25 protein-coding genes are annotated in these 25,894 nt (G+C 74.5%); 12 read left to right on the top strand and 13 right to left on the bottom strand.

The window, feature by feature from the left end; genetic code table 11:
* Positions 1–8: 8 nt before the first annotated feature.
* The 3 genes from ABZ234_RS09830 (at position 9) to ABZ234_RS09820 (ending at position 3,185) form a co-directional block, all read left to right on the top strand.
* Positions 9–1,361 carry a CoA transferase gene (locus ABZ234_RS09830; protein ID WP_344176371.1) on the top strand — a complete coding sequence of 451 codons (1,353 nt, stop codon included), beginning with the start codon at positions 9–11 and terminating at the stop codon, positions 1,359–1,361.
* The gene (locus tag ABZ234_RS09825; RefSeq protein ID WP_344176316.1) at positions 1,358–2,548 is read left to right on the top strand and encodes an acyl-CoA dehydrogenase family protein; all 1,191 of its coding nucleotides are present in this window, start codon (positions 1,358–1,360) and stop codon (positions 2,546–2,548) included. Before ABZ234_RS09830 ends, ABZ234_RS09825 begins: the two co-directional genes overlap by 4 nt.
* A gap of 169 nt (positions 2,549–2,717) precedes the next feature.
* Entirely contained in the window at positions 2,718–3,185 is a 468-nt protein-coding gene (locus tag ABZ234_RS09820) for a nitroreductase/quinone reductase family protein (protein ID WP_267945866.1), read from the top strand.
* A gap of 105 nt (positions 3,186–3,290) precedes the next feature.
* Here ABZ234_RS09820 and ABZ234_RS09815 read toward each other — a convergent pair whose 3' ends face one another.
* The 7 genes from ABZ234_RS09815 to ABZ234_RS09785 all read right to left on the bottom strand — a co-directional run bounded on the left by ABZ234_RS09815 (position 3,291) and on the right by ABZ234_RS09785 (position 10,563).
* Positions 3,291–5,465: a bifunctional (p)ppGpp synthetase/guanosine-3',5'-bis(diphosphate) 3'-pyrophosphohydrolase gene (locus tag ABZ234_RS09815; RefSeq protein ID WP_276567169.1), complete on the bottom strand. Its 2,175-nt coding sequence runs from the start codon at positions 5,463–5,465 to the stop codon at positions 3,291–3,293.
* A 541-nt stretch (positions 5,466–6,006) separates the two neighbouring features.
* Complete coding sequence (locus ABZ234_RS09810; RefSeq protein ID WP_267945868.1) at positions 6,007–6,561, bottom strand: adenine phosphoribosyltransferase; 555 nt, start codon at positions 6,559–6,561, stop codon at positions 6,007–6,009.
* A 118-nt stretch (positions 6,562–6,679) separates the two neighbouring features.
* The gene (gene yajC, locus ABZ234_RS09805; protein ID WP_267945869.1) at positions 6,680–7,045 is read right to left on the bottom strand and encodes a preprotein translocase subunit YajC; all 366 of its coding nucleotides are present in this window, start codon (positions 7,043–7,045) and stop codon (positions 6,680–6,682) included.
* 347 nt (positions 7,046–7,392) lie between these two features.
* Positions 7,393–8,544: a Holliday junction branch migration DNA helicase RuvB gene (ruvB, locus tag ABZ234_RS09800; protein ID WP_267945870.1), complete on the bottom strand. Its 1,152-nt coding sequence runs from the start codon at positions 8,542–8,544 to the stop codon at positions 7,393–7,395.
* A 14-nt stretch (positions 8,545–8,558) separates the two neighbouring features.
* Complete coding sequence (gene ruvA / locus ABZ234_RS09795; RefSeq protein WP_267945871.1) at positions 8,559–9,173, bottom strand: Holliday junction branch migration protein RuvA; 615 nt, start codon at positions 9,171–9,173, stop codon at positions 8,559–8,561.
* Between the two features lie 50 nt (positions 9,174–9,223).
* A complete protein-coding gene (gene ruvC / locus ABZ234_RS09790; RefSeq protein ID WP_267950462.1) occupies positions 9,224–9,772 on the bottom strand; it encodes a crossover junction endodeoxyribonuclease RuvC in 549 nt (182 codons plus the stop codon).
* 146 nt (positions 9,773–9,918) lie between these two features.
* Positions 9,919–10,563: a TetR/AcrR family transcriptional regulator C-terminal domain-containing protein gene (locus ABZ234_RS09785; RefSeq protein ID WP_355011718.1), complete on the bottom strand. Its 645-nt coding sequence runs from the start codon at positions 10,561–10,563 to the stop codon at positions 9,919–9,921.
* A gap of 94 nt (positions 10,564–10,657) precedes the next feature.
* Here ABZ234_RS09785 and ABZ234_RS09780 point away from each other — a divergent pair, with 94 nt between their 5' ends.
* From ABZ234_RS09780 to ABZ234_RS09760, 5 genes are all read left to right on the top strand, one after another.
* The gene (locus ABZ234_RS09780) at positions 10,658–11,347 is read left to right on the top strand and encodes a DUF998 domain-containing protein (RefSeq protein ID WP_355011717.1); all 690 of its coding nucleotides are present in this window, start codon (positions 10,658–10,660) and stop codon (positions 11,345–11,347) included.
* Between the two features lie 51 nt (positions 11,348–11,398).
* On the top strand, positions 11,399–12,226 hold the full coding sequence (locus tag ABZ234_RS09775; protein WP_355011716.1) for an NUDIX domain-containing protein: 828 nt from the start codon (positions 11,399–11,401) through the stop codon (positions 12,224–12,226).
* 94 nt (positions 12,227–12,320) lie between these two features.
* Positions 12,321–13,442 (top strand): J domain-containing protein, encoded by a 1,122-nt coding sequence (locus ABZ234_RS09770; RefSeq protein WP_355011715.1) that lies wholly within the window; start codon positions 12,321–12,323, stop codon positions 13,440–13,442.
* A 58-nt stretch (positions 13,443–13,500) separates the two neighbouring features.
* The gene (locus ABZ234_RS09765; protein WP_267945876.1) at positions 13,501–14,496 is read left to right on the top strand and encodes a hypothetical protein; all 996 of its coding nucleotides are present in this window, start codon (positions 13,501–13,503) and stop codon (positions 14,494–14,496) included.
* Positions 14,493–15,890: an adenylosuccinate synthetase gene (locus ABZ234_RS09760; RefSeq protein WP_355011714.1), complete on the top strand. Its 1,398-nt coding sequence runs from the start codon at positions 14,493–14,495 to the stop codon at positions 15,888–15,890. Before ABZ234_RS09765 ends, ABZ234_RS09760 begins: the two co-directional genes overlap by 4 nt.
* Before the next feature lie 140 nt (positions 15,891–16,030).
* Here ABZ234_RS09760 and ABZ234_RS09755 read toward each other — a convergent pair whose 3' ends face one another.
* On the bottom strand, positions 16,031–16,540 hold the full coding sequence (locus ABZ234_RS09755) for a hypothetical protein (RefSeq protein WP_267945878.1): 510 nt from the start codon (positions 16,538–16,540) through the stop codon (positions 16,031–16,033).
* Between the two features lie 148 nt (positions 16,541–16,688).
* Between ABZ234_RS09755 and ABZ234_RS09750 the strand changes: the two genes are divergently transcribed.
* Positions 16,689–17,114 (top strand): PPOX class F420-dependent oxidoreductase, encoded by a 426-nt coding sequence (locus ABZ234_RS09750; protein WP_355011713.1) that lies wholly within the window; start codon positions 16,689–16,691, stop codon positions 17,112–17,114.
* 14 nt (positions 17,115–17,128) lie between these two features.
* Here the strand turns inward: ABZ234_RS09750 and ABZ234_RS09745 are convergent, their stop codons facing one another.
* The gene (locus tag ABZ234_RS09745; protein ID WP_355011712.1) at positions 17,129–18,001 is read right to left on the bottom strand and encodes a LysR family transcriptional regulator; all 873 of its coding nucleotides are present in this window, start codon (positions 17,999–18,001) and stop codon (positions 17,129–17,131) included.
* Between the two features lie 222 nt (positions 18,002–18,223).
* On the opposite strand from ABZ234_RS09745, the gene ABZ234_RS09740 reads away from it, so the two are divergent.
* Positions 18,224–19,282: a tartrate dehydrogenase gene (locus ABZ234_RS09740; protein WP_352982922.1), complete on the top strand. Its 1,059-nt coding sequence runs from the start codon at positions 18,224–18,226 to the stop codon at positions 19,280–19,282.
* A gap of 234 nt (positions 19,283–19,516) precedes the next feature.
* On the opposite strand, the gene ABZ234_RS09735 is transcribed toward ABZ234_RS09740, so the two are convergent.
* Together ABZ234_RS09735 and ABZ234_RS09730 are read right to left on the bottom strand one after the other, a co-directional pair.
* Positions 19,517–20,074, bottom strand: a complete 558-nt coding sequence (locus tag ABZ234_RS09735) for a TetR family transcriptional regulator (RefSeq protein WP_355011711.1) — start codon at positions 20,072–20,074, stop codon at positions 19,517–19,519.
* Positions 20,064–21,629, bottom strand: coding sequence for an MFS transporter (locus tag ABZ234_RS09730; protein WP_355011710.1), 1,566 nt, complete (start codon positions 21,627–21,629; stop codon positions 20,064–20,066). The genes ABZ234_RS09735 and ABZ234_RS09730 overlap by 11 nt, the downstream gene beginning before the upstream one ends.
* 294 nt (positions 21,630–21,923) lie before the next feature.
* On the opposite strand from ABZ234_RS09730, the gene ABZ234_RS09725 reads away from it, so the two are divergent.
* Together ABZ234_RS09725 and ABZ234_RS09720 are read left to right on the top strand one after the other, a co-directional pair.
* Complete coding sequence (locus ABZ234_RS09725; RefSeq protein WP_355011709.1) at positions 21,924–23,201, top strand: FAD-dependent oxidoreductase; 1,278 nt, start codon at positions 21,924–21,926, stop codon at positions 23,199–23,201.
* A gap of 164 nt (positions 23,202–23,365) precedes the next feature.
* Positions 23,366–24,235, top strand: a complete 870-nt coding sequence (locus ABZ234_RS09720) for an alpha/beta hydrolase (protein WP_355011708.1) — start codon at positions 23,366–23,368, stop codon at positions 24,233–24,235.
* A gap of 208 nt (positions 24,236–24,443) precedes the next feature.
* On the opposite strand, the gene ABZ234_RS09715 is transcribed toward ABZ234_RS09720, so the two are convergent.
* Both ABZ234_RS09715 and pdxT read right to left on the bottom strand, forming a co-directional pair.
* Positions 24,444–25,193: a YebC/PmpR family DNA-binding transcriptional regulator gene (locus tag ABZ234_RS09715; protein WP_267945886.1), complete on the bottom strand. Its 750-nt coding sequence runs from the start codon at positions 25,191–25,193 to the stop codon at positions 24,444–24,446.
* Positions 25,190–25,798 carry a pyridoxal 5'-phosphate synthase glutaminase subunit PdxT gene (gene pdxT, locus ABZ234_RS09710; protein WP_355011707.1) on the bottom strand — a complete coding sequence of 203 codons (609 nt, stop codon included), beginning with the start codon at positions 25,796–25,798 and terminating at the stop codon, positions 25,190–25,192. The genes ABZ234_RS09715 and pdxT overlap by 4 nt, the downstream gene beginning before the upstream one ends.
* Positions 25,799–25,894 lie beyond the last annotated feature (96 nt).

Raw genomic sequence — 25,894 nt, 5'->3', positions numbered from 1 at the left:
TGACAGACATCCGATCCGGCGCGGGCCCCGCGCCCGACCCCGCCGGCCCGGCCGTCCCGCTGCCCCTGGCGGGGGTGCGCGTCGCCGACCTCTCCCGCGTCCTGGCGGGCCCGTACGCCACCATGCTCCTCGCCGACATGGGCGCGGAGGTGGTCAAGGTCGAGCAGCCCGGCCGCGGCGACGACACCCGGGCGTGGGGCCCGCCCTGGGCGGGCCCCGCCGACGGGGGCGGGGGCCCCGGCGAGGCCGCCTACTTCCTGTCGGTGAACCGCAACAAGCGCAGCCTGGCCGTGGACCTGAAGGACCCCGAGGGCCTGGCCGCCGTCCAGGAGCTGTGCGCGTCCTCCGACGTGGTCGTCCAGAACTTCCGTCCCGGCGTGATCGACCGGCTCGGGCTCGGCTACGAGGCGGTGAGCGCGCGCAACCCCGCCGTCGTCTACTGCTCCGTGAGCGGCTTCGGCCCGGAGCACGAGCCGGCCGCCCGCCCCGGGTTCGACATCGTCGTGCAGGCCGAGAGCGGCCTGATGGCGACCACGGGCCCGGCCGAGGGGCCGGCGAGCAAGGTGGGGGTCGCCCTCACCGACGTGCTGACCGGACTCAACGCCGCCGTCGGCATCCTCGGGGCGCTGACGAGGGCCCGCGCGACCGGCCGCGGCGAGAACGTCAGCGCGTCGCTGATCAACTCCACGCTGTCCGGCCTGGTCAACCTCACACAGCAGGCGCTCGTGACGGGGGCGGAGCCGGCCCGTGTCGGCAACGCCCACACCACGATCGTGCCCTACCAGGTCTTCCCGGCCTCCGACGCCGAGATCGTGGTCGCCGCCGGCAACGACGCCCTGTACCAGCGGCTGTGCCGGGCACTGGACCGCCCCGACCTGGCCGAGGACCCGCGCTACGCCACCAACCCGGGACGCGTGGCCCACCGCGACGAACTGGTGGGGGAGCTGTCGGCCGTCCTGCGCGCCGAGCCGGCCGACCACTGGATGGACCTGCTGGTCGGGGCCGGGGTCCCTGTGGGGCGGGTGCGCGGGGTGCTGGACGCGCTGCGCACGGCCGACGCCGCCGGCGACGACGTCCTGCGCACCGTGGAGCACCCCACCGCGGGCCCGATCGAACAGGTCCGGGCGGGGTTCCGGCTGGAGGGCGCCCCACCGCCGCTCACGGCCCCGCCGCTCCTGGGACAGCACTCCCGCCGGATCCTCGCCGAACTCGGCGTGGACGCGGCGCGCGTGGACGCGATGATCGGGCGCGGGGCCGTCCAGGAGCCCGGCCCCGCGCCGGCGGCCGACCGCCGGACCGCCCCCGCAACCCCGCCCCAGGCCGCACCGGCCGACGCACCACGAAGGGACACCCACCCATGAGCGACTCCCGCAGGCCCGCCGCCCCGGACCCGCACGACTTCCTGGCCCTCGACGCCGAACTGTCCGACACCGAGCGGGACGTCCGCGACGCCGTGCGCGGCTTCGCCTCGCGGGAACTGCTGCCGAACGTGGCCGAGTGGTTCGACGCCGGCACCCTGCCCGACCCGCGCGGGCTCGCCAAGGCCTTCGGGGACCTCGGGCTCCTGGGCATGCACCTGGAGGGGTACGGCTGCGGCGGCTCCAGCGCCGTGGCCTACGGGCTGGCCTGCCGCGAACTGGAGGCCGTCGACTCGGGTCTGCGCAGTTTCGTGTCCGTGCAGGGTTCGCTGGCCATGGCCGCCATCCACAAGTTCGGCTCCGAGGAGCAGAAGGGCGCGTGGCTGCCGAGGATGGCGGCGGGCGAGGTCGTCGGCTGCTTCGGGCTGACCGAGCCCGACTCCGGCTCCGACCCGGGCTCCATGCGCACCCGCGCCCGCAGGGACGGCACGGACTGGGTGCTCGACGGCACCAAGATGTGGATCACCAACGGGTCCGTCGCCGACGTGGCCGTGGTGTGGGCGGCCACCGGGGAGGGCGTCCGCGGGTTCGTGGTGCCCACCGACACCCCCGGGTTCTCCGCCAACGTCATCCACAGGAAGCTGTCGCTGCGCGCGTCCATCACCTCCGAACTCGTCCTGGAGGGTGTGCGCCTGCCCGCCGACGCGGTGCTGCCCGCGTCGAAGGGCCTGGGGGCGCCCCTGTCGTGCCTGAACGAGGCCCGCTACGGCATCGTGTGGGGCGCCGTCGGCGCCGCGCGCGCCTGCTACGAGGCGGCCCTGGAGTACGCGGCGACACGCGAGCAGTTCGGGCAGCCGATCGGCGGGTTCCAGCTCACCCAGCGCAAGCTCGCCGACATGGTCGTGGACGTCAACCACGCGGGCATGACGGCGCTGCGGATCGGCCGCCTCAAGGACCGGGGGGACTGCCACCACAACCACGTGAGCTTCGGCAAGTTCGCGAACGTGGCCGCGGCCCAGCGGGTCGCGCGCACCGCGCGCGGGGTCCACGGCGCGAACGGCATCACCCTGGAGTACCCGGTGATGCGCCACATGGTGAACCTGGAGACGGTCGCCACCTACGAGGGCACCGAGGAGATCCACGCGCTCAGCATCGGCCAGGCGGTGACCGGGATCTCCGCGTTCCGCTGACCCGGGCCCTCCGGGCCCCCGGTCCGCACGGCGCCCCGGGAGACGGGGCGGGGAGGGGGCCCGCGGCACGGGCGGAGCGGCCCGGAGGCGGGTTCACCGCCCTCTGCCGGTGTCGTCGGCCGCCCGGAACCACCACAATGGGGAGCATCCGATCGAGGGAGTTGCCGAGATGGTGAACGAACCGACGAAGCGGTTCGAGATGACGCGGGTACGGCGGGTCGCCAACGCCTTCGTCAGCGGCTTGGTCAAGTACGGCCTGGGGACGCCCGCGACCCACCTGCTCACCACGCGCGGGCGCAAGTCGGGCTTCCTGCGGACCGTCCCGCTCGACGTGCTGGACAGCGACCGGGGCAGGTTCCTGGTCTCCCCGTACGGCGAGGTCGACTGGGTGCGCAACATCCGCAAGGACGGGTTCGCGACCCTGCGCCAGGGCGGCTGGATCGAACTGGTGAGCGTGCGCGAACTCGGGCACGAGGAGGCGGGCCCCCTGCTCAAGGAGTACGTCAACCACCCGCGGGCCGCCGTCGTGGGGCCGTACTTCGACGCGCCGCCGGACGCCCCGGACGAGGCGTTCGCGGAGGAGGCCGACCGGCACCCGGTCTTCGAGATCGTGCGTTCCACGACGATCCGGATCTGACACCGGGCGCGGGAACACGAGGAGGCCCCGGCCGGCCCGCGAGGGTACGGCCGGGGCCTCCCTCCGTCCGGGGCGGCACCGGCCCGCGGGAGGACCTGCCGGCCCCTAGTTGCGGACCCGGTAGACGTCGTAGACGCCGTCCACGCCGCGGACGGCGCGGAGCACGCTGCCCAGGTGGGCGGGGTCGGCCATCTCGAACGTGAACCGGCTCTGGGCGACCCGGTCGCGGCTCGTCTGGACGGTCGCGGACAGGATGTTGACGTGCTGGTCGGACAGCACCCGCGTGATGTCGGAGAGCAGGCGGGACCGGTCCAGCGCCTCCACCTGCAACGCCACCAGGAACATCGAGTCCTCGGTGGGCGACCAGTCCACCTTGACCATGCGCTCGGTGTCCAGGGTCGCGGCGTTCACGCAGTCCTCGCGGTGCACGGACACGCCGTTCCCGCGGGTGACGAAACCGACGATCTCGTCGCCGGGGACCGGCGTACAGCACTTGGACAGGCGCGCCCACACGTCGGCGTCGCCCTCCACGACCACGCCGGGGTTACCCGCCTGGCGCTGGCGCGGCGCCTTGGTGGGCAGGGACGACTCCGCGATGTCCTCGGTGTGGCTCTCCAGCCCGCCCAGCGAGTCGACGAGCTTGGCCACCACGCTCTGCGCGCTGACCTGGTGCTCGCCCACGGCCGCGTAGAGGGAGTCCACGTCCGGATAGCGCAGGTCGCCGGCCAGGGCGATGAGCGCCTCGCCGCTGAACAGGCGCTTGACCGGGAGCTCCTGCTTGCGCATCACCTTCGCGATCTCGTCCTTGCCCTGGTCGATCGCCGCCTCGCGGCGCTCCTTCGTGAACCAGTGCCGGATCTTGTTGCGGGCGCGCGCGCTCTTGACGAAGTTCAGCCAGTCCCGGCTGGGACCGGCGTCGGGCGTCTTGGAGGTGAGGATCTCCACGGTCTCGCCGTTGTGCAGCTCGTTCTCCAGCGGGACGAGGCGGCCGTTGATCCTGGCCCCGACCGTGCGGTGGCCGACCTCGGTGTGGACCGCGTAGGCGAAGTCGACGGCGGTGGCGCCCTGGGGCAGGGGGATGACGTCGCCGTCGGGGGTGAAGACGAACACCTCCTGCACCGACAGGTCGAACCGCAGCGACTCCAGGAACTCGCCCGGGTCCTTGGTCTCCTGCTGCCAGTCGATGAGCTGGCGCAGCCACTGCATGTCCGTGCTGCCCTTGGGCCTGGCCTCGGGGCCGCTGTTGCGGTCCTCCTTGTACTTCCAGTGCGCGGCGATGCCGTACTCGGCCCGGCGGTGCATCGCCCTGGTGCGGATCTGGAGTTCGACCGGGTTGCCCGAGGGCCCTATCACCGTCGTGTGCAGCGACTGGTACATGTTGAACTTGGGCATCGCGATGTAGTCCTTGAACCGCCCGGGCACGGGGTTCCACCGCGCGTGGATGGTCCCGAGGGCCGCGTAGCAGTCGCGGACGCTGTCCACCAGGACCCGCACGGCGATGAGGTCGTAGATCTCGTCGAAGCCGCAGTTGCGGGCGATCATCTTCTGGTAGATCGAGTAGTAGTGCTTGGGGCGCCCGCGCACGGTCGCCTTGAGCTTGGACTCGCGCAGGTCGCCCGAGACCGCCTCGATGACCTCCTGGAGGTAGACGTCGCGCCGGGGGGCGCGCTCGGACACCAGGCGGGCGATCTCGTCGAAGCGCTTGGGGTAGAGGGTGGCGAACGCCAGGTCCTCCAGCTCCCACTTGATGGTGTTCATGCCCAGCCGGTGGGCCAGCGGGGCGAAGATCTCCAGGGTCTCGCGGGCCTTCTTCTCCCTCTTCGCCTTGGACGGCAGGTAGCGCAGGGTGCGCATGTTGTGCAGCCGGTCGCACAGCTTGATGACCAGGACGCGGATGTCGCGGGCCATCGCCACGACCATCTTGCGCACCGTCTCGGCCTGGGTGGCCTCGCCGTACTTGACCTTGTCGAGCTTGGTGACGCCGTCGACGAGCTCGGCGATCTCGTCGCCGAAGTCGGCACGAAGCTCGTCCAGCGAGTAGTCGGTGTCCTCCACGGTGTCGTGCAGCAGAGCGGCGGCGAGGGTGGCCTCCTGCATCCCCAGCTCGGCGAGGATCGTGGCGACCGCGAGCGGGTGGGTGATGTAGGGGTCGCCGCTCTTGCGCTTCTGTTCGCGGTGGTGGTGGGCCGCCACCTCGTAGGCGCGCTCGATCAGCCGCACGTCCACCTTGGGATGGGTGGCCCGCACGGTCTTGATCAGTGGTTCGAGCACCGGGTTCATCGTCACTCCCCGCTGGGCGCCGAGTCGGGCGAGCCTTCTGCGTACTCGCACGGTGGAGGGCGTCGCGGAGGGCGCCGGATGCCTCGGCGTCCCCTCCCCGAAGACGTCGGAGGGCGCCGCTCCGTTCGCGGCGCCCTCCGGACGGCCCTCCTGTGGTCCTGCGTCCGCGGACGGCACACCGGTGCCGTCCGCGTGCCCTCCCGGCACGGTGGGCCGCCGCGGCTCGCTCGCGGATACCGCCCCGGTCGAAACCACTTCGCTTGGCATGCCTACCTCCCGCGGATTCGCCCGGGGGCGCGGGCGCCGTCAGCGCCGCCCGGCTCCACCGGTGCACGTGCGTGTCATCAGGGCCAGTCGTGACATGGTCGCCGCGGTACCTCTCCCACCAGTCTAGTGTTCGGCCCCCGACCCCACCCCACCAGGTACGACAACGGGTGACCCGGGTCACCAAACGCGTCACACCCCGTGGTGGAGTACGTCAACGGTGACGAACCGCCGCGCATTCCCGCGGCGGCGGCGCCTGGCTCGGCGCGGCTCGGGGTCAGGCCGAGAGGAGGGCGTGCAGCTCCACGTCGGGCAACTTCTCGCGGCCGTGGAGCGCTGAGAGCTCCATCAGGACGGAGAATCCCACGACCGTACCACCCGCCTTGCGGACCAGGTCCACCGCGGCCCTGCCGGTGCCCCCGGTGGCGAGGACGTCGTCGACGATGAGCACGCGGCTGCCCGGGACGATCGCGTCGGCGTGGATCTCGACGGTCGCGGTCCCGTACTCCAGATCATAGGACTGGTCGATGGTCCGCGCGGGCAGTTTCCCCGCTTTGCGGGCGGGGACGAAGCCCGCGCCCAGCTCCATGGCGACCGGCGCCCCGAAGATGAAGCCGCGCGCCTCCAGCCCGACCACGTGGTCCACCCCGAGCCCGCGGTAGGGCGCGCAGAGGCCGTCCACGGCGGCCGCGAAGGCCTCCCGGTGGTTGAGCAGCGGCGTGATGTCCTTGAACAGGATGCCGGCGTGCGGGAAGTCCGGGATGTCGCGGATCTGCGCCTCGATGAGCTCCGTGCTCGGGGCGCCGTCCGCGGTCGCGGTGTCGTGGGGCATGGTCGGTGGAACCTTCTGCTGTGGTGTCGGGGCGGTCGCGTCCGGGCCGGACACGGCGGTACCGGCCCCGGAGGGGGGCCGGTACCGAAGTCTGTGGACCCGCCGGGGCCCGGGGGCCTCAGCCCTTGGGCTTGTCGTCGTCGCCGAAGTCGGGACGGTCCTCGACCGGGGTGTCGTCCACGGCGGGGGTGATGACCTCGCCCACACCGGCCTTGAGCATGCGGATCCGCGTGCCGGGGGCGATCTCCAGCAGGACGTCCTGCTCGTGGATCTCGACGATGGTCGCGAAGATGCCGGCCTTGGTCATCACCTCGACGCCCGGGGCCAGCGCGCTCTGCATCTGCGCCTCCTGCTGGCGGCGCTTCTGGTTCGGGCGCCAGAACAGCAGCCAGAAGACCAGGATGATCATCAGGAACGGGAAGAGCATGCCGAGAAGCCCGCCCGTGGGCTCTGCTGCGTCGGCGAGATGGTAAAGGCCCTGCACGGGGGCGTCCTTCCTGACGTTTCGTCATGTGGTCCGCGGGTGCCGGTGGGGCACTCCGGCGGCCACCTTCTTCGTGTCGCCCGAACCCGGAACGATCCGGACCACACCCGGCACGTACAACGCGCGGGGCGGCCGAGTCGTTCCGCCGGTGTCGGACAACACGTACGGAGCCCTGCCCCGTATCGGCTGATTCGTCCAAAGTTTACGTGGCGCCGGTCACCGATCCCCCACCGCCGGAGATCGGAGTGTTAACGGTTCAGCCCCGTTTCACACACGCGGGACCCATTGTGCCCGGTGCGACGCCCCCTGTCAGCCCGCCCGGTCAGGAGGCGCCGCGGACCGTCCGGTCAGGGCGTCGTCCCGGAGGCGCCGCCCCCGGCGCCGGCCCCCGCGGCGGTGCCGGGCGCGGAGGCCCCGGCGGACGCGGGACCGGCGGACCCCGCGCCGAACGCGGCGTCCGGCGGCGGGGTGAGGCCCATGTGCGCCCAGGCCTGCGGCGTGGCCACCCGGCCGCGCGGGGTGCGCGCCAGGAAGCCGGACCGGACGAGGAACGGCTCGGCGACGACCTCCACGGTCTCCGCCTCCTCCCCCACCGACACCGCGAGCGTGGACAGGCCGACGGGGCCCCCGCGGAAGCGGTGCATGAGGACGTCGAGGATGGCGCGGTCCAGCCGGTCCAGGCCGAGGCCGTCGACCTCGTACAGCTCGAGCGCGGCACGGGCGGTCCGCAGCGACAGCTGCCCGTCCCCCCGGACCTCGGCGTAGTCGCGCACCCGGCGCAGCAGCCGGTTGGCGATACGGGGCGTCCCGCGCGAGCGCCCGGCGATCTCCCGGGCCGCGTCCTCCGCGAGGGGCGCCCCGAGCAGGCCCGCCGAGCGGTGCAGGATCAGCTCCAGCTCGTCCGGGGAGTAGAAGTCCATGTGCGCGGTGAAACCGAACCGGTCGCGCAGCGGGGCGGGCAGCATGCCCGCCCGGGTGGTGGCCCCGACCAGGGTGAACGGGGCGATCTCCAGGGGGATGGCGGTCGCGCCGGGGCCCTTGCCGACCACGACGTCGACCCGGTAGTCCTCCATCGCGACGTAGAGCATCTCCTCGGCGGGCCGGGCCATCCGGTGGATCTCGTCCAGGAACAGCACCTCGCCCTCCTGGAGGGTGGAGAGGACGGCCGCCAGGTCGCCGGAGCGCTCGATGGCCGGGCCCGAGGTGATGCGCAGCGGGGCGCCCATCTCGGCGGCGATGATCATGGCCAGGGTGGTCTTGCCCAGGCCGGGGCCCCCGGACATGAGGATGTGGTCCGGGGCCCGGTTGCGCCTCCGGGCGCTGTCGAGCACCAGGGAGAGCTGCTCGCGCACCCGCTCCTGCCCGACGAACTCGTCCAGGGCGCGGGGGCGCAGGGCGCCCTCGACCTGGCGGTCGTCGAGGCTGGCGTCGGAGGAGACCGCCTCGCGCTCGTACGGGGCGGCCCCGTGGGCCTCGCCGGACTCGTACGGTTCGTGCATGGGGTGCCTTCCTCCTAGGCGCGGCTGAGCCTGCGCAGGGCGGTGCGCAGCAGGACGGCGACGTCGGTGCTCGCCGACTCGGCGGTGACGGCGGCCGCGGCGGCCTCGGCGTCCTTGGCCGACCAGCCGAGGTTGACGAGGCCGGAGACGACCTGCGCGCGCCGGGCGGCGTCGGACGCCCCCGCCGGGGCCCCCTCCGCGGGGGGCAGCGTGCCGTCGGTGAGGACGGGCGACTCCAGCTTGCCCGCCAGCTCCAGGACGATGCGCTGCGCGCCCTTCCTCCCGATGCCCGGCACACGGGTCAGGGCAGCGGTGTCCTCGGTCGCCACGGCCTGGCGCAGGCCGGCCGGGCTGTGGACGGAGAGGATCGCCAGGGCCAGTCGCGGTCCGACCCCGGACGCGGTCTGCAACTGCTCGAACAGGTGCCTCTCGTCGTCGTCGGCGAACCCGAACAGGGTCAGGGAGTCCTCGCGGACGATGAGGCTGGTGGACACGGTGCCGGTCTCGCCGACGTGGAGCCGGGACAGGGCGGAGGGGGTGCACTGGACGGTCATGCCGACCCCGCCGACGTCGATCACGGCGCTGCCGGCGCCGCGTGCGGCCACCCGGCCGGTGAGGAACGCGATCATCTCGTGCGGGCACCGGGGGCGGTGCCCTTCTCCTTCCTGGGGGCGGGGAGCTAGCGGCCGCGGGTGCGGCGGGCGAGTTCCACCTTGCGGGCGAAGTCCTGTGCGGCCTGGGCGACCCGGGCCTGCGCCCCGCCGCGCCAGATGTGGCAGATGGCGAGGGCGACGGCGTCCGCCGCGTCCGCGGGCCTGGGAGGACCGTCGAGTCCGAGGATACGCGCCACCATGGTGCCGACCTGCGCCTTGTCGGCGCGGCCGCTGCCGGTGATGGCGGCCTTGGCCTCGCTCGGTGTGTGCAGGGCGACGGGCAGGCCCCGGCGCGCGGCGCACACCAGGGCGATGCCGCTGGCCTGGGCCGTGCCCATGACCGTGCTGAGGTTGTGCTGGGCGAAGACCCGTTCGACGGCGACCGCGTCGGGCCGGAACCGGTCCAGCCACTCCTCGATCCCGCGCTCGATGCCGACGAGCCTCTGGGGCAGCTCGGTGTCGGGGCTGGTGCGGACGGCGTCGGCCCCGAGGAGGGTGAGCGGCTTGCCGATGGCCCCCTCGACGACACCGACCCCGCACCGGGTCAGCCCCGGGTCGATCCCCAACACTCGCACTCCGCCCACCCTCGCCCGTCTTCGCGCATGTCCTCGAACGTCCGTTCGCACCATGCTAGCGGTGGGCGCCGACCCCCGCCGTCCGTCCGCCCGGGCGTGTCGCCTCCCCCGCCTGACCGGCACGCCCCGCGCGATCCCCCTGCGGATCAGGCGGTCCGGTCCCGTTCGAGGCCGGCCGCGATGCCGTCGACGATCATGAGCAGGCCGTCCTCGAAGGCTTCGTCCCCACCGGGGTCCCCTCCTCCGGCGAGCGCCGCGGCCAGGGTGGGCGTCGCTCCGGTCAGCGCGGCCCGCGCCTCCTCGGGAAGGTCCTCGGGAGGCGTCTCCCCCGCGTCGGCGTGGCGCTGCGCGTCGGCCTGCTGCTGGAGGACCGAGCCCACCACGTAGTGGTCGACGAGGACCGCGGCGCGAACGGCGCGCACGGGACCGAAGCCGAAGCCGACCAGGACGGCGAGTTCGGCGTCGAAGGCGGCGAGGGTGGCCGCCCCCGCGCGGCTGCCCGCCACGACCCGGGCCGCGTCGCGGTGGGACAACAGCGCGGCCCGGCGTTCCCGGGCACGGCGCAGCGACCAGGAGCGCCAGTCCTCCCCGGGCCCCGGGGGGCTCTGGGGCGGGCGCAGGTGCTCGGCCATCCTGTCGAGGAGCTCCCGCTTGTCGCGGAAGTGCCAGTAGAGCGCCGGCGACTTCACGCCCAGGCGCTCGGCCAGCCGCCGGACGGTCAACCGGTCCAGCCCCTCGTCGTCGAGCAGTCCCAGTGCCGCCTCGACGATCGTCCGCCGGTCCACCGTCACACCGCCCTCTGTCCTGTGTCTCCGGAACAGGGAGCTTATCACCGCTAAGGTAGCTTAGCGGTGATAAGGACTTACCAACGCTAAGGAGACAGGCATGGCACCCCCCGCCGACCGCTTCACCCGCGCACTCCTCGCCTGCGGCGCCGCCGCGCCCCTGTTCGTCCCGGTGCTCCTCGCCGAGGGGGCGTACCGCCCGGACTACGAGCCGCTCCACCGGTTCGGCAGCGAACTCGCCCTCGGGGAGAGGGGCTGGATACAGACGGCCAACTTCATCGCCACCGGCCTCCTCCTGCTGGCCTTCTCCGTCGGCGTGCGCAGGGCGGCGCCCACCGGCCGGAGCTCGTTCGCACTGCCGGCCCTGACCGCCCTGGCCGGGGCGTGCCTGGTCGTCGCCGGCGTGTTCCCGACCGACCCCGTGGGGGTCGGGACGGCGGGCGCGGCCACCCCGGCCGGGACGGTCCACGCGGTCAACGTGCTGCCCTTCCACGCCGCCCTCACCGCGGCGCCCCTGGCGATGGCGTGGCGCCTGGCCGCAGAGCCGGGACGGCGGGCGTGGGTGGCGTACTGCTGCGCCGCGGGCGCCCTCGTCCCGCCGCTCTTCGCGGCCTTCATGGCGTCCGCCGGGCACGGCTTCCACGGCCTGGGACAGCGGGTCGTCCTGACGGTCGGACTGACCTGGTTCGCGGCCGCGGCATGGCTGCTCCTGCGCTCGACCGCCCGGAAGGACCCGGCCCCGGACGCTGGGGGCGGAAAAGGGGTGGACGGGGGCCGGACTGCGTGCTAAGTTCATCTCATTCAGAGAAAAACTCAGGTTGAGAATAACGAGGACCCGCACGTGACCGAGGACAGGACGCCCCAGCACGACGAGCCGGAGAGCAGGTTCCTCTCCGGCTACGACCCCCACGCCTTCGCCCCCGCCGCGGTCACCGTCGACGTCGTCGCCCTCACGATCCGTCCGGAGGCCGGGACCGGGGCCCGGCGGACGGGGACCCCCCACGTACTGCTCACACGGCGCGCCGCCCACCCGCAGCGCGGCCGGTGGGCGCTGCCCGGCGGGTTCGTCCGCGCGGAGGACGGGCCGGACGGCCCCGCCGACCCCGACCTGCCCGACGCCGCCCTGCGCGTGCTGTCGGAGAAGACCCGGCTCCCCACCGAGCTGCACCTGGAGCAGCTGGGCACCTACGGGGCGCGGGGGCGCGACCCCCGCATGCGCGTGTTCTCGGTCGCCCACATGCTCCTGGCCCCCGACCTGCCCGACCCCCACAGCGGCAGGGACACCGAGGAGGCCGCCTGGGTCCCGTGGAGCGAGCTCGGGCACGGCGAGGGCTCCCGGGCCGGCCGGGACCTCGCGTTCGACCACGGGCGGATCCTCGCCGACGCGGTCGAACGCGCCCGCTCCAAGCTGGAGTACACCGCCCTGGCCACCGCGTTCCTGCCGTCCGCCTTCACCATCACGGCACTGCGGGAGGTGTACCAGGCGGTGTGGGGGCGCACCCTGCACGCCGCCAACTTCCACCGCAAGATCCTCGCCACCCCCGGGTTCGTGGAGGACACCGGGGAACTCGCCGAGCACGGCGGCTCCGGAGGCGGGCGCCGTGCCCGCCTGTACCGGGCCGGCGGCGCCGCGCTCCTGCACCCGCCCCTGCTGAGGAGCACCCAGTGACCGGGGCGGTCCGACCGCGCCGGGACCCGCCCCGGCGCCGCCTCACCGTCCCCGCTCCGGGGGCCGCGCGCCACGTACGAGAAGGGAGGGACCTATGAGCACGGAACAGCACGACACCGCGGCGTTCGACACGGCCCTGCGCACCGTCTCCATGGCCGAGGACCCCGCCGCGCTGTTCGGCCCCGTGCCGGTCGGCGGCGGAGCCGTCCCCCCGGCCGCCACCGCCGAGTACCGCCGCCTGGCCCGCCTGGTCCACCCCGACCCGGCGCCCGGGAGCCGTCGCGCGGAGGCCTCGGAGGCCTTCACCCGGCTCACACGGCTGTGGGCCCTGTACCGGGAGATGGCCGCCGGGGACCTGCGCTTCGACGACCTCACCCTCACCACCCGGACGCGCGCCTACCGCGTCGCGGCGGGACGCCTGGCCCGGGGCGACGTCGCCGACCTGCACCCGGTCCGCTACCGCGACGGGGAGTGGCACGACGCCGTGCTCAAGCTCCCCCGGTCCCCCCGCGACAACGACCTGATGGAGGCCGAGGCGACCGCCCTGCGCCGCATGCGTGAGAAGGGCCACGAGCACTACCGGGCGTTCGTCCCCGAGCTGGTGGACTCGTTCAAGCACCGCGACTCCGCGACCGGGGTGGAGCGGCGCGCCAACGTGCTGGGGCGGCTGCACGGCTTCCACACCCTCGCCGACGTGCGCCGGGCCCACCCCGACGGGGTCGACCCCCGCGACGCGGCGTGGATGTGGCGCCGCCTGCTGGTGGCCGTCGGCAACGCGGCGCGGGCAGGGGTCGTGCACGGCGCGGTCGTGCCGGAGCACGTGCTGGTCCACCCCGCCGAGCACGGGCTGGTGCTGGTCGACTGGTGCTACTCGGTGACCTCGCACGCCTCGCGCACCGCACCGCACGTCCCGGCCGTGGTGGCGGGCCGCGAGGACTTCTACCCGCCCGAGGTGGCCGCGCGACGCCCGGCCCTGGCGCAGACCGACATCCACATGGCCACCCGGTGCGTCGAGTTCGTCACCGGGGGGCGCCTGCCCCGGGAACTGCGCTCCTTCGCGCGCGGATGCACCCTGCCGGCGCCCGAGCGGCGGCCCCGCGACGGGTTCGCCCTGCTCTGCGAACTCGACGACGTGCTGGAGCGCGTCTTCGGCCCGCGCCGGTTCCGCCCGTTCCACATGCCGGAAACCTCCCCACCCACCGCCCCCGCCCGCTAGGGCACCGACCCCGCGGCCCCTCCCGGCCGCCCCCGTCCCCTCAGAAGGAGACCCACCCATGGGAAACAGCAACTGGTCCACCGACGCCTACCACGCGCGCCAGGCGTACAACTCCTCCGTCGGGTCCAGCAGCTTCGGCTACACCGACGACGTGCTCGCCTCCACCCCCCGCAGCAAGTGGAAGACCCACCCGAGCCTGGACCCCCGGGACGTCGGCGTCCGGGAGAGCCGCGACTCCGACGAGCACCCCAACTCGCTCGCCATCTCCGTGCTGTTCGACGTCACCGGCTCCATGGGCACCGTGCCCCGCGTCCTCCAGACCAAGCTGCCCGACCTGTTCGGACTCCTGCTGCGCAAGGGGTACGTGGAGGACCCGCAGATCCTGTTCGGCGGGATCGGCGACGCCACCTGCGACCGGGCGCCGCTCCAGGTCGGCCAGTTCGAGTCGGGGAACGAGCTGGAGGACGACCTCGGCAACATCCTGCTGGAGGGCGGAGGGGGCGGCCAGGCCACCGAGTCCTACGAGCTGGCCATGTACTTCATGGCGCGGCACACCGCGATGGACTGCCTGGAGAAGCGCGGACGGCGCGGCTACCTGTTCGTCATCGGCGACGAGATGGCCTACGGGTCGGTCAAGGCGCGCGAGGTGCGCGAGGTGATCGGCGACGACGTCACCGAGAACATCCCGTTCCCGCAGATCCTCGCCGAGCTGCGGCGCAGCTTCGAGGTCTTCTTCATCATGCCCACGGGCAGCCACTACTACGGCGACCCGAAGGTCAGGGGGTTCTGGGACACCCACCTGGGCCAGAACGTCATCTACCTGGACGACCTCGAAGCGGTGTCGGAGACCATCGCGGTCACCGTCGGGCTGGCCGAGGAGGCCATCGACCTGGAGGAGGGGCTGTCGGACCTGGCCGAGGCCGGGTCGGACGCCGGGGAGGCGGTCGGCAAGGCGCTGCGCCCCCTGTCCTCCGCGCGCGGCTCGGTGGTGGTCGCACCGGCCCCGGGCGGCCTCCCCGCGGGGGCCGACGAGGGCGGGGTGGGCCGGCTGTGACGGGCACTCCTCCGCGGTGGTCCGACGGGAACGCGGTCGTCGTCGACCTGGGGTTCGGCGACGCGGGCAAGGGCGTGACGGTGGACCTGCTGTGCGCGCGGCGGCGCTTCGGCGCCGTCGTGCGCGCCAACGGGGGCGCGCAGGCGGCGCACAACGTCGTCGCCCCCGACGGCCGGCACCACACGTTCGCGCAGTTCGGGGCGGGAACCCTCGCCCCGGGCGGGCCGGTCCCCACCCACCTGTCACGGCTCGTGGTCGTGGACCCCTTCGCGCTGGCCGCCGAGGCCCGGCACCTCGCGGAGCTCGGGGTCCCCGATCCGTTCTCGCTGGTCACGGTCGACCGCCGGGCGCTGGTCAGCACGCCCTGGCACCAGGAGGCGAACCGGGTGCGGGAGCGGGCGCGCGGCGCCGGCCGCCACGGCTCCTGCGGGATGGGCGTGGGCGAGGCCATGGCCTACGCCCTGGCCCGCCCGGAGGACGCGCCGACCGCCGGCGACTGCGACCGCCCCGAGCGGCTGCGCCGCAAGCTGCGCCGCCTGGCCGACCACCTCGACGCGGTGCGGAGGGAGGCCGCCCGCTCGGGCGGTGCTCCGCGGGAGGCCGGTCCGGTGCCGGACGTCGAGGAGTGCGTGTCCGCGTACCTGGCGTTCGCGCGGCGGGTGCGGCTGGTGGACGAGGAGTACCTGCCCGGCCTGCTGGCCCGCTCCCCCGTGGTGTTCGAGGGGGCCCAGGGCGTGCTCCTCGACGAGTGGCACGGGTTCCACCCCTACACCACCTGGTCGACCACGACCACCGCGAACCCGCTCGCCCTGCTGGCCGAGGCCGGGCGGCCGGGTGACGCCCGCCGGATCGGCGTGGTGCGCACCTTCACCACCCGGCACGGCGCCGGACCGCTGGTGGCGGAGGACCCCGCGCTGGGCGAGCGGCTCGTGGAGCGGCACAACGGCACACACCCCTGGCAGGGGCCGTTCCGGGTGGGACACCTCGACCTCGTGGCGCACCGGTACGCGCTCGCGGCCACCGGCGGGGTGGACTCGCTGGTGGTCACGCACGCCGACGCCCCCGCCCGTGCCGGCGGCCGGCTGCGCTGGTGCACCGCCTACACGGGCCCGGACGGGGCCCCGCTGGAGATCGCCCCCGGCGACGCGCCCGCGCCGGACCACCCCGCCCTCCGGGAGCCCGGCGGGCGCCGCGGGGGTCCCGCGGACGCCACCCGCGCCGCGGAGCGCCTGGCACGGCAGGAGCGGCTCACCCGGGCCCTGGAGTCCGCCGACCCGGTCCTCTCCGCCGCCCCCGCCGCACCGGAGGCGCTCGCCGAGGCTCTGGGCCTGCCGCTGGAGGCGGTGTTCTCCGGCCCCACCCGGGCCGACGCCCTCGTCCCGTCGGGCGTCTGACCGGCCTCCCGGCGGGGCCGGGGCGGACCGGCGTCCGGAGGACACCGGTGGAGTCCCCGCCCGGACGGCGGCGCCGGTCGGGGCGGGACCGGATCCGGCGGCAGGCGCCGCACGGGGTCCGGGGCGCCGGTCGCCGCGCCTCAGACCACGGTCAGGTGGTAGGTGGTGTCCACCCGGAAGCCCCGGCCGCTGTCCGCCCGGATCTCCAGCACGTACCCTCCGGGGCTCAGGGGGGCGACCGCTCCCCACAGCCCCCAGCTGTGCCTGCGGACCCACAGCGGGCTGCGGAACACCCCCTGGAACTCCTCCAGCGGCAGGGGCACGCCGTTGAGGTGCGCCTCGGCCCTCGCGACCGGGATGGCCGCCGGCTCCGGGGAGTACTCGAAGGTGTGCTGCCGGTTGAGCACCGGGAAGAACAGGGGGCGTCCCGAGGGCACCTCGCACCGGCGCACGACCCTGCCCCCGTAGGTGCCGGCGAGGAACCACAGGTCCTCCGGCTGGTTGAGCGCGGCGTGCCGGCCGGTGGCGTCCCTGACGGGATCGCACCCCTCCGGCGCGGACCACACCCACTTCCACCAGCGGGCCGAGAGCGCGACGCCCTCGCGGGCCCCGATCCGCCACGTCCCGCCGTCCGGCACGACCTCGCTCATGACGACCCCTCTCCCCTGCCCGACCGCCCACCACGGACGCCTTCTCTGCGTGGATCGTACAGATATCAGTGGTTTCCTCAGCGCGCGGGCACACGCGTGGGACGTGTCGCGACGGCGGTCACGGACGGACCCGGGTTAGCGTTGCGCCGTGACTTCCATCTCCGATCCCCGGGTCCGCGACTTCCTGCTCGAAGGCACCCGCACGGGCAAGCTCGCCTACGTCGCCGCCGACGGCCGCCCCCTGGCGGCGCCGGTGTGGTTCACCGTCGAGGGCGACGAGCTCGTCTTCAACACCGGCAAGGAGACCGCGAAGGGGCGGGCCATCGCCCGCGACCCGCGGGTGACGCTGGTCGTGGACCTGGAGGAGGCGCCGTTCGGCTTCGTCCAGGTCCAGGGCGAGGCCGCCGTGTCCGAGGACCCCGGCGAACTCGTCCGGACCGCGACGGTGATCGCACGGCGCTACATGGGGCCCGACCAGGCGGAGGAGTTCGGCCGGCGCAACGGCACCCCGGGCGAACTCGTGGTGCGCGTGCGCCCCACGAAGGTGCTCGCCGCCTTCGACATGACCGGCTGAGGGCCGGGGCCCGCTCAGCCGACCGCGTGGGCGGCGAAGGCCTCCGCCCCCGCGGTGAGGGGCCCGCGCCTGCTGATCAGCGCCACGTCCAGGTGACCGGTGGGGACCAGGTCCAGGACCAGCGCGCCCGCCCTCTCGGCGAGGTCGCGCCAGGCGTCGGTCACCACGGCCAGTCCCGAGCCGGCCAGGACCAGCGGCAGGACGGAGAGGCGGTCCTCCGTCTCCACGGCGATGTGGGCCTCCAGCCCGTCGGCGACCAGGTCGTCGACGAACCGGCGCATGCCCGACCCCGGCTGGCCCACGATCAGCCTCCGGCCCGCCAGCCGCTCGACGGGCACGGGCTCCCCCTCGCGGAAGGGGCCGTCCCGCGGGGCCAGGAGCACGAAGGCCTGCCGGACCAGCGGGCGCACGCGGACCCCGGCCTCGGGAAGCGGTCCCGCCGTGGCCACCACGCCGAGCTCGCACGCCCCGGTCCGGACCATGTCGACCGCGTCGCGCGCGGTCAGGGCCACCCTGACCGACACCGACATCTCCGGGTGCAGCGCCGTGAACCCCGAGACCAGGCCGGTCAGCGGCTGGATCGCCTGGGTGGGCAGGGTCGCCACGTCCACCCTGCCGCGCCTCAGCCCCTGGGCCGCCTCGACGGCGGAGCGGGCCAGGTCCAGGCCGCGCACGGCCTCGCGGGCCGGTCCGACCAGCGCGTGCCCGGCCCCGGTCAGGACGACCCTGCGGCCGATCCGGTGGAAGAGGTCGCTGCCCAGGTCCCGCTCCAGCGACCGGAGCGCCTGGGAGAGCGAGGGCTGGGCCAGGTGGAGGGCGGTGGCCGCGCGGTTCACGCCGCCGTGGTCGACCACGGCCAGGAAGTACTCCAACTGCCGGACGTCCACAGCGAACTCCCGTCCCCTTATAGGCCTGGCCTATCAAAGGTATCGGCAGACGGTCTTGGACGCGCGCCCCTGCGGCTGCTGGGATCGGTGCAGGAACGAGCCGCCGTCCGCCGGGCTCCCGCGCACGCCGCGGGACCCGCGTGCCCCCGGGCCCACAGCTCCCCTCCGCCGGGCGCCCCGCGCCTCCGCCGGGCACACCGGCCCTCACCCACGGGAGACGACATGAAGCACTACCGCATCGCCACGATCCCCGGCGACGGGATCGGCAAGGAGGTCCTGCCCGCCGCCCGCGCCGTCCTGGACCGGGTCGGCCGCCACCACGGCCTCTCGCTGGCCTACGACGAGTTCGACTGGTCCTGCGAGCGCTACCTGGCCGAGGGCTCGATGATGCCCGAGGACGGCCTCGACCGGATCAGGCACCACGACTCCGTACTGCTGGGCGCCGTGGGCCGGCCCGGGGTGCCAGACCACGTCTCGCTGTGGGGACTGCTCATCCCCATCCGGCGGGGGTTCCGGCAGTACGTCAACCTGCGCCCGATCACCGTCCTGGAGGGGGTGCCGAGCCCGGTCTCCCGGGCGCTCCCCGGAGAGGTCGACCTCGTGGTCGTGCGCGAGAACAACGAGGGCGAGTACTCGCAGGTCGGCGGGCGTATCTTCGAGGGGACCCCGGAGGAGACGGTCGTCCAGGAGTCGGTGTTCACCCGCAGGGGCGTCGAACGGGTGCTGGAGTACGCCTTCGACCTGGCCGGCCGGCGCGGCGGACGGCTGACCTCCGCCACCAAGTCCAACGGGATCGTGCACACCATGCCGTTCTGGGACGAGCTGGTGGCGGAGCGCGCGGCCGAGCACCCGGACGTGTCGTGGGACCAGGAGCACATCGACGCCCTGGCCGCCAAGATCGTCCTGGACCCGGCCCGGTTCGACGTGATCGTCGGCTCCAACCTGTTCGGGGACATCCTCAGCGACCTCGCCGCCGCGGTCGCGGGCGGTATCGGGGTGGCCCCGTCCGCGAACCTCAACCCGGAGCGCGAGTTCCCGTCGATGTTCGAGCCGGTGCACGGGTCGGCCCCCGACATCGCGGGCCGGGGGCTGGCCAACCCGCTCGGCGCGATCTGGTCGGCGTCGATGATGCTCGACCACCTGGGCCACGCCGAGGCGGGCGCGCAGGTGATGGACGCGGTCCGGGGCGTCCTGGCGTCCTCGCCGGTGCGCACGGCCGACCTGGGCGGGACCGCGGGCACGGACGAGTTCACGGGCGAGGTGCTCAGCCGCCTCCCCTGAGCCCGCCCGGAACCGGGGCCCCGCCCGCGCCGGTCGGCCCCCGTGGCGGGGCCGTCCGTGGGGCGGGGGCGCCGGTGCGGACGGACGCGCGCCGCCGGTCACCGGGACCCGCCCTCCACGAGGCGGAGGGCGGGCGCGGTCGCGACCACGGGACGGGAACCCGGCCGTCACGGGGCGGGGCGTCCGCGACGCCGGTCGGGACTCGCCGGTGCCGTCGACGGCCCTCGGGCGGGTTCACCCCAGCGCCCTGCCGAGGACGCCCCGGATGTGGTCCGGGTCGGCCTCGCGGTCGTCGAGGAGGATGGCCGCGCACAGGCCGTCGGACAGCGCGACGACGGCTTCGACCGCATCGGGGTCGTCGGTCTGTGTCCGGGCGAGCTCCGCGACGTTGTCGCGCCAGTGCCGTGCCACCGGCCGCAGGGCGGGGCGGCGGGCCGCCAGGGTCGACAGCTCCCGTTCGGCGAGTGCGCGTTCCCGGCCCGGGCCGGCGGATTCGGCGATGAGGTGGGCGAGGCCGGCGATCGGGTCGTCCTCGGACTCGATGAGTCGGCGGATGCGGCGGGTGTACTCGTCCGTGACGCTGGTCAGGGCGGCCACCAACAGGTCGTCCAAGGTCGCGAAGTAGTAGAGGGTCAGGCTGGTGGTGATGCCCGCCTCCTTGGCCACGGTGCGGTGGGTGACGCCGGAGGCCCCGTCGCGGCGGACGATCGCGAGCGTCGCCTCGATGATCTGGACCCGGCGGCGTTCACCGCGCAGTCTGCGCCCGTCGACAGGTTTTCGTTCAGCCGCCATCTTCCCGCTCACCAGTGGTCGCCGTTCCTGCCGACGAGGCTATCGGCTCCGCCCCACCGGCGGTGTCGCCCAGGGGCCGGAGGTGGCGCAGCGCCGTGAAGCAGACCAGTGAAGCAGCCGCCACGGCGAGGCCGGCCAGCACGGCGGCGGTGTTGAGTCCGCCGGTGAACGCGGCTCGTGCCTGGTCGAGGGCCGGGGCCGACAACTGGTTCCCGAGGGAGGAGGCCCCGAGGAGGCTGTCACCGTAGGCATCGGCCTCGGAGGGGGACAGCCCGGCCGGGGCCTCGACCCGGCTCCGGTAGATCACGGTGGTCAGGCTTCCCAGGAGCGCGACCCCCGCCGCGATGCCGAGTTCCTGAACGGTCTCGGAGAGCGCGGCCGCCGATCCGGACTTCTCCGGTGGCGCCGCGCCCACGACGATGTCGGTACCGAGCGCGGCGATGACCCCGAGCCCGAGGTAGACGAACGCGAATCCGGCGATCACGCCCGGTGTGCTGTCGGCCCCCGCGAGGGAGAGCAGGGCGTATCCGGACAGCGACAGCGCCAGGGTGGCCGACATGACGACGCCGGGCGACACGCGAACGGCCACGAGCGGGGCGCCGACGGCGCCGACGAGCATGGCCAGTGCGGGCGGCCCCATCCACAGCCCGGCCGTCAGCGGTGAGAGGCCCGCGACGAGCTGTAGGTACTGGGTGACGAGGTACATCGCTCCGCCGAAGCCGGCCAGGCCGACCAACAGGACGGACAGGGCCGCGGAGAAGGCCCGGCCGGTGAAGAGCCCCATGTCCAGCAGCGGCTCGCTCAGGCGCAGCTGGCGACGGACGAACGCGACCGCGGCGCCACCGCCGACGAGGGCCGCGACCACCGCCGGGGCATCGACGCCGTGTGCGGCCGCGTGCTTGACCGCGTAGACGATCGGCAGCATCGCCGCGAGGGACAGCCCGACGCTCAACAGGTCGAGAGGGCCGGCGGAGGACCGGTACTCCGGCAGGAGCACCGGCGCGGCGACCAGCACCAGCACGGCGACCGGCACGGCGACGAGGAAGACCGCGCCCCACCAGAGGTCGGCGACCAGCGCCCCGCCCGCGACCGGGCCCGCCGCCATCCCCAGGGCGAACATCGTCGCCCACACGCCGATCGCCAGCGCCCGCTGCCGGACGTCGGTGAACATGGTGCTGACCAGCGACAGCGTCGAGGGCATGAGCGTCGCGCCGGCCACTCCGAGCAGTGCCCGCGCCACGATCAGCCACAGGGCGCTGGGGGCGAACGCCGCGAGGACCGAGGTCGCGCCGAACGCCGCCGCCCCGATCATCAGCAGTCGGCGCCGCCCGATCCGGTCGCCCAGCGTCCCCATCGTGATCAGGAAGCCCGCGATGAGGAAGCCGTAGGCGTCCATGATCCACAGTGTCTCCGTCGCGGTCGGGTCCAGGTCCGCGGCCAGGCTCGGAACGACGAGGTAGAGCGCCGTCACGTCGAGCCCGAGCAGCATGGTCGGCAGCGCCAGCAGCGCGAGACCGATCCACTCGCGCCACCCGGCGCGCTCTGACTTCCCCATGCCCGCCACACCCCCTCAGAAGTAGTTGAACCAACGTACTACTTGTACCATAGTTCAACTTTTGGTGGCGGGGAGGACGGGGCCGGGCCCCACGGGCGTCCGCCCCTCGGCACGGAGGGCCGGCGGCGACCGCGCCGACGGCACCGGGCGACACCGGAGCACCACTGTCATGGCCTCGATCCTTGTGCCGCCGTGACATTCAAAGCCCCTTGTGTTGTCCTCTGGGGACAACACCCGGGTGCGGGCGAGGCACCAGTCTGGGGATCGGGCACACGGAGGACGGAGGGCACGGACATGGCGGGCAGGGGTCTCGGCGGCAGGGCACGGAGGGTGCTGGTCGTCGGCGCGGGGGTCGTCGGGCTGTCCACGGCCTGGTTCCTCCAGGAGCACGGCGCCCGGGTCGTCGTCATCGACCGCGGCGACGTCGGCTCCGGCGCGTCCTGGGGCAACGCCGGATGGCTCTCGCCCGCTCTCGCACTGCCCCTGAACGAGCCCGGCGTCCTCCGCTACGGCGCACGCGCCCTCCTGGACCCGTCCGCGCCGCTGTCCGTCCCCCTCTCCCCCGACCCCGGCCTGTGGGCCTTCCTCGCCCGCTTCGCCGCGCACTGCCGGTGGGGCGCGTGGGAGCGCGCGGTCCGCGCCAACCTGCCCCTGAACTCCGCGTGCCTGGACGCCTTCGACCTCCTGGCCGAGGGGGGCGTCGTGACGACCGGGGTCCGCGCGCCCGTCACGGCGGTGTTCCGTTCGCCCGGCGCCGCCGTCGCACTGCTGCGCGAGCTCGACCGCGTGGCCCGTTCGGGGCTGTCCGTGGACCGCTCCGTGCTCACCGGCGACCAGGCGCGCGAGGCGGTCCCCCAGGTCTCCGGCCGCGTGGCCGCGGCGGTGCGCCTGGAGGGGCAGCGCCATGTGGACCCGGGCGCCCTGGTCCGGGCCCTGGCCGCGTCCGTGCGCGAGCGCGGGGGCGAGGTCCGGGGCGGCGCGGAGGCCGTCGGCGTCCGCCCTGACGGAGGCGGGGTCGTCGCGGACCTCGCCGGTTCCCGGGGTTCCTCCGGCGGGGAGCGGCTGACCGCCGACGCCGCGGTCGTTGCGACGGGCGCGTGGTTCGACCGACTCGTCCGCGCCCACGGCGTCCGGGTCGGGGTCCGCGCCGGCCGGGGCTACTCGTTCACCGTCCCCACCGACGTCCCGGTCCCCGGTCCCGTGTACCTCCCCGAGGCACGGGTGGCGTGCACGCCGTACCGGGGCGCGATGCGCGTGGCGGGGACGATGGAGTTCCGACCGCCGGACGCGGCCATGGAGGGGCGGCGGGTCGCGGCGATCGTCAGGTCGGCCCGCACCCACCTGGCCGGGGTGGACTGGGAGGGCCGTACCGACGAGTGGGTCGGCCCGCGTCCGGTCACCCCGGACGGCGCGCCCCTGGTCGGGGCGACCCGCACGCCCGGCGTGTACGTGGCGGGGGGCCACGGGATGTGGGGGCTCACCCACGGTCCCGTCACGGGGCGGCTGCTCGCCGAGCAGGTCGCCACCGGGAAGCGCCCCGAGGAGCTGCGCCTCCTCGATCCGCTGCGCTGACCCCCGGCCCGCGGCGCGTGCGAGCACCGCCCCGGCCCCGCCCCTCCTGCCAGGCCCGCGCCCCGTCCCGGGGCCGGGCCGCTTCCCGTGCCCCGGCGCGCCCCGGACGGCTCCCGCCGCTCCGGGTCCCGTGCGCGCCGCGGCCTGCCGTCCGAAGGTGAGAGATGTCGACCCCGTTCCCGGCACACGTGCGCGTGTACCGTTCCAGATCCGGCGAGGCCGCCGTGCGCTCGTGGTGCGAGAGGGAGCTGGCCGCCTGCCCGGGGATGCGCCCCCTGCCCCGGATCGTGGCGGACGGCCGCGGCACCCGGGTCCACGTGCTCGGCGGCGGTGGCGGGGTCCCGGTCCTGGTCCTGCCCGGTGCGGGTCTGGGCGCGGCGACCCTCACCGGCGCCGCGCGGCTCCTGGCCCGGGACCGCACCGTGATCCTCGCCGACCTGCCGGGGCAGCCGGGGCTGAGCTCCCCCCTCCGCCCCCTCGGGGGCCGGGCCGCCGCCTACGGCGCGTGGCTGGACGCCCTGCTGCCCCAGGTCACGGACCGCCCGGTGGTCCTCCTCGGACACGCGCTGGGGGCCGCCGCCGTGCTGTCCTCGCCGCCCTCTCCGCTGGTGGACCGCCTGCTGCTGGTCAACCCGGCCGGCCTGGCCGCCCCGGCGAGGGATCCCGGACGCCTGCGCGCGACGTGCGCGTGGCGGCTCCGCCCCGGTGAGGACACCAGTGCCCGGCTGATCGGCGCGTGGGGCGGGCCGGCCGGCCCGGGGCCGCTCGCGGAGTGGATGACGCTGGTGGGCCGCCACTGCCGGGCGGACACGGTGCCCGGGCTGCTGCGGGGCGAGGAGTTCCGCGACTGGCGCGGGACGCCGGTGACCGTGGCGACGGGGGCACGCGACCGCGTCGTCTCCCCCGCGCTCCTGCGCGGGGCGGCCCGGCGGCTCCTGGACACCGGCGTCCACGAGGTCGCGGACGCGGGGCACCTGGTGCTCCACGAGGCTCCGGAGCAGGTCCGCGAGCTGCTCCGGAGGGGCGGCGGCTGAACCCGCGGCGCGACCGCGCGGAGGGGCTCGGCCACCGGCGTCCCGCGCCCGGTCCCGGGCTCCTCCGCGTCTCGCGCGACGGGTGGAGCCGTCGCGGGGGGCCGGGCACGGGCGGTGACGGCCCCGCGGCCCGCCCGGGGCCCCCGGCGCGGTGGTCCGAGGGGTCCGGGGGCCGCGTTTCGCGCCGGCCACGCCCGCGGCCGGCGCGCTAGCCGAGTTCGGCCATGACCTCGTCGGGGATGTCCGCGTTGGTGAAGACGTTCTGCACGTCGTCGGAGTCCTCCAGCGCGTCCACGCACCGCATGACCTTCTTGGCGGTCTCGGCGTCGACCGGGACCTCCATGGTCGGCAGGAAGCTGGAGTCGGCGGACTCGTAGTCGATGCCGGCCTCCTGGAGCGCGGTGCGCACCTGCACCAGGTCGGTGGCCTCGCAGACGATCTCGAACGCCTCGCCCAGGTCCTCGACCTCCTCGGCCCCTGCGTCCAGCACGGCGAGGGTGACGTCGTCCTCGGTCGTCCCCTCCTTGGGGACGATCACGACGCCCTTGCGGTTGAACATGTACGACACCGATCCGGCGTCGGCCATGTTGCCGCCGTTGCGGGTGACCGCCACGCGCACCTCGGACGCGGCGCGGTTGCGGTTGTCGGTCAGGCACTCCACGAGCAGCGCCACGCCGCCGGGGGCGTAGCCCTCGTACATGATGGTCTGCCACTCGGCGCCGCCGGCCTCCTCGCCGGAGCCCCGCTTGCGTGCGCGCTCGATGTTGTCGAGCGGCACCGAGTTCTTGCGCGCCTTCTGGATGGCGTCGTAGAGCGTCGGGTTCCCGTCGGGGTCCCCACCACCGGTACGCGCGGCCACCTCGATGTTCTTGATCAGCTTGGCGAAGAGTTTGCCGCGCTTGGCATCGATGACGGCTTTCTTGTGCTTGGTGGTGGCCCACTTGGAGTGGCCGCTCATGCATGTCCTTTCACGAGGTCGACGAAGAGGCGGTGGATGCGCGCGTCGCCGGTCAGTTCGGGATGGAAGGACGTGGCCATCAGGCCGCCCTGTCGTACGGCGACGATCCTACCGGCCCCGTCGGGGCCCGGTACGCTGCCGAGCACCGTGACCTCGGGGCCCGTCCGCTCCACCCAGGGCGCGCGGATGAACAGCGCGTCGAACGGCGCGCCGTCCAGGCCGTCGATGTCCACGGGCGCCTCGAAGGACTCGGCCTGGCGCCCGAACGCGTTGCGGCGGACCGTCATGTCGATCCCCCCGACGGTCTCCTGGCCCTCGACGGCGCCCTCGACGCGGTCCGCCAGCATGATCATGCCCGCGCACGTGCCGTAGGCGGGCATCCCCGCCCGGACCCTCTTGCGCAGCGGTTCCAGCAGACCGTACCTGACGGCCAGCTTGGACATCGTGGTGGACTCCCCGCCGGGGAGGACCAGGCCGTCCACGGTGTCGAGCTGGTCGGGGGAGATCACCTTGGCGGTGTGCACGTCCAGCGTGTCGAGGACGCGCAGGTGCTCGGCGACGTCGCCCTGGAGGGCGAGGACTCCGATGGTGGGTCTGCTGGTCACGAACGGCCTCACTCGTCGGCTGAGGGGGGAGCGGGGACGGGGAGGGCGGGAGGCGGCACCGGCGCGGGACCGCCGCCCGCCCGGGGCGCCGGGGCG

The organism is Nocardiopsis sp. NPDC006198 (assembly GCF_040613895.1).
GTDB lineage: Bacteria > Actinomycetota > Actinomycetes > Streptosporangiales > Streptosporangiaceae > Nocardiopsis > Nocardiopsis tropica.
This window is presented reverse-complemented; position numbering and strand designations above follow the sequence as displayed.